This window comes from Vibrio sp. 1F169 (assembly GCF_041439605.1).
Taxonomy (GTDB): domain Bacteria; phylum Pseudomonadota; class Gammaproteobacteria; order Enterobacterales; family Vibrionaceae; genus Vibrio; species Vibrio tasmaniensis_A.
This window is the reverse complement of sequence record NZ_JBGOOI010000099.1, coordinates 4,921-12,114: the sequence shown is the minus strand read 5'-3', so window position 1 is coordinate 12,114 and position 7,194 is coordinate 4,921. Positions and strand designations below refer to the sequence as shown.

Sequence of the window (7,194 nt, the reverse complement as noted above, 5' to 3'; positions counted from 1 at the left end):
TAGTAAGACTCGCTACACTGTGCGATCTAAACACCTTAAATGATAGGTGTTGGCCACAGAAGCGGGTTTTGTGTTTATCAACAAAGCCGTGACTTAGCCCATATCAATCTTAACGCCAGCCAAAGCACCGGTTCCGTAGTCATCATCACCACGTCTGGTTTTTAGCATTAAGCGTAAGTCATTCGCGGAATCGGCACTGTGGAATGCGTCTTCTTCACTTATCTTGCCTGCAAGCACCAAGTCATACAACGCTTGGTCAAAGGTCTGCATACCAATCTCTTTCGATTTAGCCATCGTCGCTTTTAGTTCATGCAACTCACCACGACGAATCAAGTCAGATATACGAGGGCTATTCAGCAGAATTTCGAAGACACCATGACGACCATTGCCATTTTTATCGCGTATTAACTGCTGAGCGACCACACCACGCAGATTCATCGACAGATCAAACAAGAACTGCTCTTTCTGCTCTTTCGGCACCAAGTGAAGAATACGCTCTAGCGCCTGGTTAGCGTTATTGGCATGCAGGGTTGCCATACACAAGTGACCCGTTTCAGCAAAGGTCATCGCGTATTCCATGGTTTCACGACTACGGATTTCGCCAATCAAAATCATATCAGGGGCTTGGCGTAACGAGTTTTTAAGCGCGACTTCATAGCTTTCGGTGTCGAGTCCAACCTCTCGTTGAGTCACGATGCACTTTTTATGTTCGTGTACGAATTCAATCGGGTCTTCAACCGTCAAGATATGACCTGAACGATTGGTATTGCGATAGCCTGTCATCGCAGCCATCGAGGTCGATTTACCAGAGCCAGTCGCACCAACCACCAGCACAAGCCCGCGCTTAGCGATTGAAAGGTCTTGTAGTACGTCAGGAAGCTTTAATTGCTCAAAGGTAGGGATGTTAGTCTCGATGCGACGAATTACTGCTCCTGGCAGCTCTCGCTGAAAGAACGCACTGACACGAAAACGACCAAAATTACGCACGATAGCAAAATTAGCCTCACGCGTTTGCTTGTATTCATCTCGTCGATCTTGATCCATCATCGCATCAAGTAATTGAGCAACCTGAGCCGCATTCAGCTTCTCTCCTTGAGGTCGCAGTTCACCATCCACACGAAAAAGGATTGGCGCATCGACAGTGATATAAAGATCCGACGCCTTTTGAGAGAGCATCCCTTCAAGAATTTGATTCAATTCCATTTTGTTCACCTTGATTAAAACATTGAGGTTTCAATTTCGATCTTTTTCTCGACCTCTTCCGAGTCAACCAAGCCTTGTGCCATCAGTTGTTTCGCGTTTTGCTCCATGGTCTGCATACCATGTGCCGCGCCCGTTTGAATAATCGAGTACATCTGCGCGACTTTATCTTCACGAATCAAGTTTCTGATTGCAGGTGTCGCTATCATGATTTCATGACAAGCGACACGACCACCACCGACACGCTTTAATAGTTTCTGGGCAATCACCGAACGTAACGATTCAGACAGCATCGAACGAACCATATCTTTGTCGCTACCCGGGAATACATCGATAATACGGTCTACGGTTTTTGCTGCAGAGCTAGTATGCAAAGTACCAAAAACTAGGTGACCAGTTTCTGCGGCCGTTAACGCTAAGCTGATCGTCTCTTGGTCACGAAGCTCACCTACAAGAATTACGTCCGGGTCTTCACGTAACGCACTGCGCAGCGCCGCTTTAAAGCTGTGCGTATCACGATGAACTTCACGCTGGTTAACCAGACATTTATTATTGGTGTGAACGAATTCAATTGGGTCTTCAATGGTCAAAATGTGTTTGTTGTGATTACGGTTTACATAATCAACCATCGCCGCCAAAGTTGTCGATTTACCAGACCCCGTAGGGCCAGTCACCAGCACTAAGCCTTTTTCATAATTGGCAATTTTTTCAAAAATATCAGGTGCGCCCAACTGCTCTAACGTTGGGATTTCTACAGGGATGGTTCGAAAGACCGCTGCGCACCCACGGGCTTGGTTAAAAGCATTAACACGGAATCGGCCAACATTGGGTAATTCAAAAGAGAAGTCGACTTCCAATTTTTCCTCAAACTCACCGCGCTGTGAGTCGTCCATGATCTCAAAAACTAAACGATGCACATCAGCATGACTCAAAGCTGGGATTCCAAGCTTCCTTACTTCACCATCTATACGTACCATTGGAGATACACCCGCAGAAAGATGTAGATCTGACGCGTTATGCTTTACACTAAAATCTAGTAACTCAGTGATATCCATTTATTTTCCCTTAAGTAAAGTCAGCTATGAGTAGTATTCAACAAAATATCGAACAAATCACCTCACAGATTCGTAGTGCTGAACAAAAGTGCGGACGAGCTCCAGACTCCGTGCAACTTTTAGCCGTCAGTAAAACTAAACCTATTGATGCGATTCTAGAAGCCGCACTCGGAGGTCAAGTTGCCTTTGGTGAAAACTATGTTCAAGAAGGTGTCGATAAAGTAAAACACTTTTCAGAACAACATTCTAACCTAAATTTAGAATGGCATTTTATTGGCCCAATCCAATCTAATAAAACTCGCCCTATTGCGGAAAGCTTCCAATGGGTGCATTCCGTTGATCGCGATAAGATCGCACAAAGGCTTCATGATCAGCGACCAAACGAGCTTCCACCTCTACAAGTGCTCATTCAAGTGAACACCAGTGGTGAAGATTCAAAATCAGGAACGTCAGAAGAAACAGTTTTTGCGCTCGCGGAGTTGATTTCGTCGCTCCCTAACCTCACTTTAAGAGGATTGATGTCGATTCCTGCAAACGTATCTGACTATCAATCTCAGCTTAATGCATTTTCTCAACTGGCAGAGCTTAAAGACAAGCTAGCCGCGAAGTATCCAAACATTGATACCCTTTCGATGGGGATGAGTGGTGATATGGATGCAGCAGTTGAGGCTGGTAGCACAATGGTTCGTATTGGAACGGCTATTTTCGGTGCTCGTGATTACGCGAATAACCGTAGTAAGTAACCAAGTACAAGTATTGATACCGCTTCGCCTTATCCGCGCAGCGACACGCTCAGGATTTTATATATGGAACATAAGAACATCGCCTTTATTGGGGCGGGAAATATGGTTCGCTCAATTGTAGCGGGCTTAGTGGCGAGTGGTTACCCAGCGCAAAAGATTACTGCAACAGCGCCTTCAGACACCAGAAGGCTGCCGTTAGAGCAAGAATACGGCATCAATACCACCAGCGATAACCTTGCCGCGGCAGAGCAAGCAGACGTTGTTGTATTATCAGTGAAACCACAAATGATGGCTGATGTATGTAAACCCTTACAAAGCATCGACTTTAGCAACAAACTGGTTATCTCAATTGCAGCGGGTATTAATGCGAATCGACTCAATGAGATGTTAAACTGCCAACTGAACCTTGTACGTGTTATGCCAAACACGCCATCACTGCTTGGTAAGGGGATGAGCGGCCTTTATGCTGATTCAACGGTCAGCCAAGATGATAAAGACTTTGCTTCTCAGCTAATGCAAGCCGTAGGTGAAGTAAGCTGGGTTGAACAAGAGTCTGGTATCAACAACATCATTGCGGCGGCGGGCAGTGCTCCGGCTTACTTCTTCTTGTTTATGGAAGCGATGCAAGCTGAAGCAATTAACCAAGGTTTTGACCAAGAAACCGCTCGTAAATTAGTGCAGCAATCTGCATTAGGCGCGGCAGAGATGGTAGTAGCAAATCCAAATACTGAATTATCTACACTGCGTGAGCAAGTGACTTCAAAAGGCGGAACGACCGCAGAAGCACTGCGCACGTTTAACGACCATCAACTTTCAGATATCGTAGCAAAAGCCATGCAAGCGGCGGTTGCTCGAGCTGAAGAGATGGAAAAACTGTTTTAATACTAATTACAGTAAAAAAGCATTGTGTCGTTCAGGCTATACCTAAACGGCAAGTAAATCCGAAAAAGGAAACAATATGAACTCGATGAGCTTTCTGATCTCGACCGTTTTTGATCTTTACATCATGGTTGTGATCTTGCGTATCTGGCTACAAGCATCACGTGCAGATTTCTACAACCCATTCTCACAATTTATCGTAAAAGCGACACAACCGGTTGTTGCACCACTACGCCGAGTAATTCCATCAATCGGCAGCCTTGATCTTGCGACGGTTGTTTTCGCTTATGTGCTATGTGTACTTAAGTTCGTCGCTCTAAACCTGATTATCTCTGGCGGTGCGGCTGTATTTGACATCAGCTTCCTGATCTTTGGAGCGCTATCTCTGCTTAAAGCGGCTGGTGGTTTGATCTTCTGGGTTCTGCTAATCCGTGCAATCCTGAGCTGGGTTAGCCAAGGCCGTAGCCCAATTGAATACGTGTTCCATCAACTGACTGAACCAATGCTGGCTCCAATTCGTCGTATTCTTCCTGCAATGGGCGGTTTTGATTTAAGCGTACTGGTACTGTTTATTGTTCTGCAATTCGCGAACTTCTTAATGGGTGACCTAATTGGCCCTATTTGGTATCAGCTATAATTTAAGTACGAACATCAGGTACTTTGACGATGCCAAAAGCGGTTTGGGCCGAGGAAGACGATATTCTTCTTAGGCTCTATATCCAACCCAAAGCAAGCCGCGATAAAATTGTCGGCTTACACGGCGAGGAACTGAAAATTGCCATTACTGCACCACCGGTTGATGGCAAAGCCAATGCTCACTTAGCGAAATACCTTGCGAAACAATTTAAGGTCGCTAAAGGGCAAATTACGATAGAAAAGGGAGAGCTAGGTAGGCACAAGCAAGTTCGAATATGCTCGCCAAGCCAAATCCCAACTGAAGTCAAAGCCATCCTATGATGGCTTTTTGCTATTTATTGGAGTCATTATGCGTTTATGGATAACAGCACTACTCACCGCTCTTGTTGCCTTACCAAGTTCGGCAGGACAGTTTAAAAGTATCAAGGATGTCGAGGTTCATTATTCGGCTTTCAATTCCACGTTTTTAACTGCGCAGGTCGCTAAGCAATATAAGCTGAAACGAAACGGATACTCAGCGATTCTAAACATCAGCGTGCTAGACAACGCTTCTCTAGGCAAGCCTGCAACAACGGCTAAAATTACGGGAACAGCTCGAAACCTAGTAGGTAACACTCGCACGCTTAACTTCCGTGAAATAAAGGAAGGTGATGCAATTTATTATCTTGCTGAGTTCCCTATCACTCACGAAGAGAACATCACTTTTAATATCGATGTTAACGCCGGTTTGAAAGGCACAGGCCCACTGCGTTTCACACAAAAATTCTATATAGAAGAGTAGCTTCAAAGCTCACATTTCTAGTCATTAACTTATTAGAGCCGCATCCCCATGAGTAAGATTGTTTTAGCAACAGGCAACCAAGGCAAAGTTCGCGAGATGGCAGATATTCTGTCTAAGTTTGGTTTCGACGTTGTCGCGCAAAGTGAATTTAACGTTTCAGAAGTCGCAGAAACAGGAACGACTTTCATTGAAAATGCCATCATCAAAGCTCGCCACGCTGCGAAAGTGACGGGGCTACCAGCCATTGCTGACGATTCTGGCTTAGAAGTTGATTACCTTAATGGTGCACCCGGTATCTACTCAGCGCGTTACTCAGGTGAAGGGGCTACTGATAAGCAAAACATCGAAAAGCTGTTAGATGCTATGCAAGGTGTCGATGTTGAAAAGCGTACCGCTCGTTTTCACTGTGTATTGGTGCTAATGCGTCACGAGAATGATCCGACTCCATTAGTATGTCACGGTAAATGGGAAGGTCGCATTCTGACTGAAGAACACGGTGAGAATGGCTTTGGCTACGATCCTGTATTCTTTGTACCAGAAGATAACTGCGCCTCAGCAGAACTTGAATCGTCACGTAAGAAGCAACTGTCACACCGTGGTAAAGCCCTCGCGTCATTATTCAAGACTCTCAAGGAGCAAGCTCTGTAATGCACAATGCAGCGCTAATACCACCCGCACTCAGCCTCTATGTCCACATTCCATGGTGTGTACAAAAGTGTCCGTATTGTGATTTTAACTCTCACGCTCTCAAAGCCGAGATTCCTGAAAAAGAGTACATCGATGCTCTGCTTGAGGATCTCGATACCGATATCGAAAAATACCAACTCAATGGCGCACCTCGCCCATTGCATTCGATCTTTATTGGTGGCGGCACGCCGAGTCTATTTTCTCCAGAAGGAATAGGTCGATTGCTGCAAGGCATTGAACAACGCATTCCGTTCAAACCTGAAATAGAAATCACCATGGAAGCTAATCCGGGAACTATCGAAGCTGAGCGTTTTGCTGGTTACCAAAAAGCAGGCATAACTCGAATCTCGGTGGGTGTGCAAAGTTTTGAACAAGAGAAACTGGAAAGGCTTGGGCGTATTCACGGTCAAGACGAAGCGGTTAACGCAGCTCATTTAGCACATAAAATCGGACTAAATAGCTTCAACCTAGATCTAATGCACGGCTTACCCGATCAAAGCATTGATCAGGCCTTGGCTGATTTGGACAGAGCGATCGAGCTTAATCCTCCGCATTTATCTTGGTATCAGCTAACAATAGAACCTAACACCATGTTCTATTACAAAACACCAAAGCTACCTGACGATGATGACCTTTGGGATATCTTCGACTTAGGCCATAAGAAGCTCGCAGACGCAGGTTATGTACAATACGAAATTTCAGGCTACAGCAAGCCGGGATATCAGTGTCAGCATAATCTCAACTACTGGCGCTTTGGTGACTACCTAGGTATTGGCTGTGGCTCTCATGGCAAGCTGAGCTTTGCAGATGGACGTATTGTTCGCACCACTAAGGTTAAACACCCTAGAGGCTACCTAGCCGCGTATCAGAATCTGGTGAAGCCTTATCTGTCGGATGAACTTGAAGTACCTAATGAGGACCGCCCTTTCGAGTTCTTCATGAACCGCTTCAGGCTAATGGAAGCGTGTCCAAAACAAGACTTCATTGATACGACTGGGTTAGAGTTTGATTCAATTCAGCCAACGATAGAGTGGGCCAAAGAGCTCGGTTATCTTAATGAAACCGACAGCCATTGGCAGATCACTGAAAAAGGAAAGCTGTTCCTGAATGATCTGCTTGAAGCCTTTATGGCTGAAGAAGACGAATAGAGCGAGATTCGAGATTCGAGATTCGAGATTCGAGATTCGAGATTCGAGATTCGAGATTCGAGATT

Annotated in this window: 9 protein-coding genes; 7 read left to right on the top strand and 2 right to left on the bottom strand. The window is 45.3% G+C overall.

The window, feature by feature from the left end; translation table 11 throughout:
- Positions 1-93: 93 nt before the first annotated feature.
- Both ACED53_RS21595 and ACED53_RS21590 read right to left on the bottom strand, forming a co-directional pair.
- Positions 94-1,203, bottom strand: coding sequence for a PilT/PilU family type 4a pilus ATPase (locus ACED53_RS21595; protein WP_029225543.1), 1,110 nt, complete (start codon positions 1,201-1,203; stop codon positions 94-96).
- Between the two features lie 14 nt (positions 1,204-1,217).
- The gene (locus ACED53_RS21590; protein WP_017101443.1) at positions 1,218-2,255 is read right to left on the bottom strand and encodes a type IV pilus twitching motility protein PilT; all 1,038 of its coding nucleotides are present in this window, start codon (positions 2,253-2,255) and stop codon (positions 1,218-1,220) included.
- A gap of 26 nt (positions 2,256-2,281) precedes the next feature.
- On the opposite strand from ACED53_RS21590, the gene ACED53_RS21585 reads away from it, so the two are divergent.
- From ACED53_RS21585 to hemW, 7 genes are all read left to right on the top strand, one after another.
- The gene (locus tag ACED53_RS21585; protein ID WP_017101444.1) at positions 2,282-2,998 is read left to right on the top strand and encodes a YggS family pyridoxal phosphate-dependent enzyme; all 717 of its coding nucleotides are present in this window, start codon (positions 2,282-2,284) and stop codon (positions 2,996-2,998) included.
- 63 nt (positions 2,999-3,061) lie between these two features.
- Positions 3,062-3,880, top strand: a complete 819-nt coding sequence (proC, locus tag ACED53_RS21580) for a pyrroline-5-carboxylate reductase (RefSeq protein ID WP_017097520.1) — start codon at positions 3,062-3,064, stop codon at positions 3,878-3,880.
- 76 nt (positions 3,881-3,956) lie between these two features.
- Positions 3,957-4,514 (top strand): YggT family protein, encoded by a 558-nt coding sequence (locus ACED53_RS21575; RefSeq protein ID WP_012604836.1) that lies wholly within the window; start codon positions 3,957-3,959, stop codon positions 4,512-4,514.
- A 29-nt stretch (positions 4,515-4,543) separates the two neighbouring features.
- Positions 4,544-4,834, top strand: a complete 291-nt coding sequence (yggU, locus tag ACED53_RS21570; RefSeq protein WP_017101445.1) for a DUF167 family protein YggU — start codon at positions 4,544-4,546, stop codon at positions 4,832-4,834.
- A gap of 28 nt (positions 4,835-4,862) precedes the next feature.
- The gene (locus ACED53_RS21565) at positions 4,863-5,294 is read left to right on the top strand and encodes a DUF4426 domain-containing protein (protein ID WP_017101446.1); all 432 of its coding nucleotides are present in this window, start codon (positions 4,863-4,865) and stop codon (positions 5,292-5,294) included.
- Between the two features lie 48 nt (positions 5,295-5,342).
- Positions 5,343-5,942 (top strand): XTP/dITP diphosphatase, encoded by a 600-nt coding sequence (locus ACED53_RS21560; protein WP_017101447.1) that lies wholly within the window; start codon positions 5,343-5,345, stop codon positions 5,940-5,942.
- Positions 5,942-7,129, top strand: a complete 1,188-nt coding sequence (gene hemW, locus ACED53_RS21555) for a radical SAM family heme chaperone HemW (RefSeq protein WP_017101448.1) — start codon at positions 5,942-5,944, stop codon at positions 7,127-7,129. Before ACED53_RS21560 ends, hemW begins: the two co-directional genes overlap by 1 nt.
- Positions 7,130-7,194: the final 65 nt, after the last annotated feature.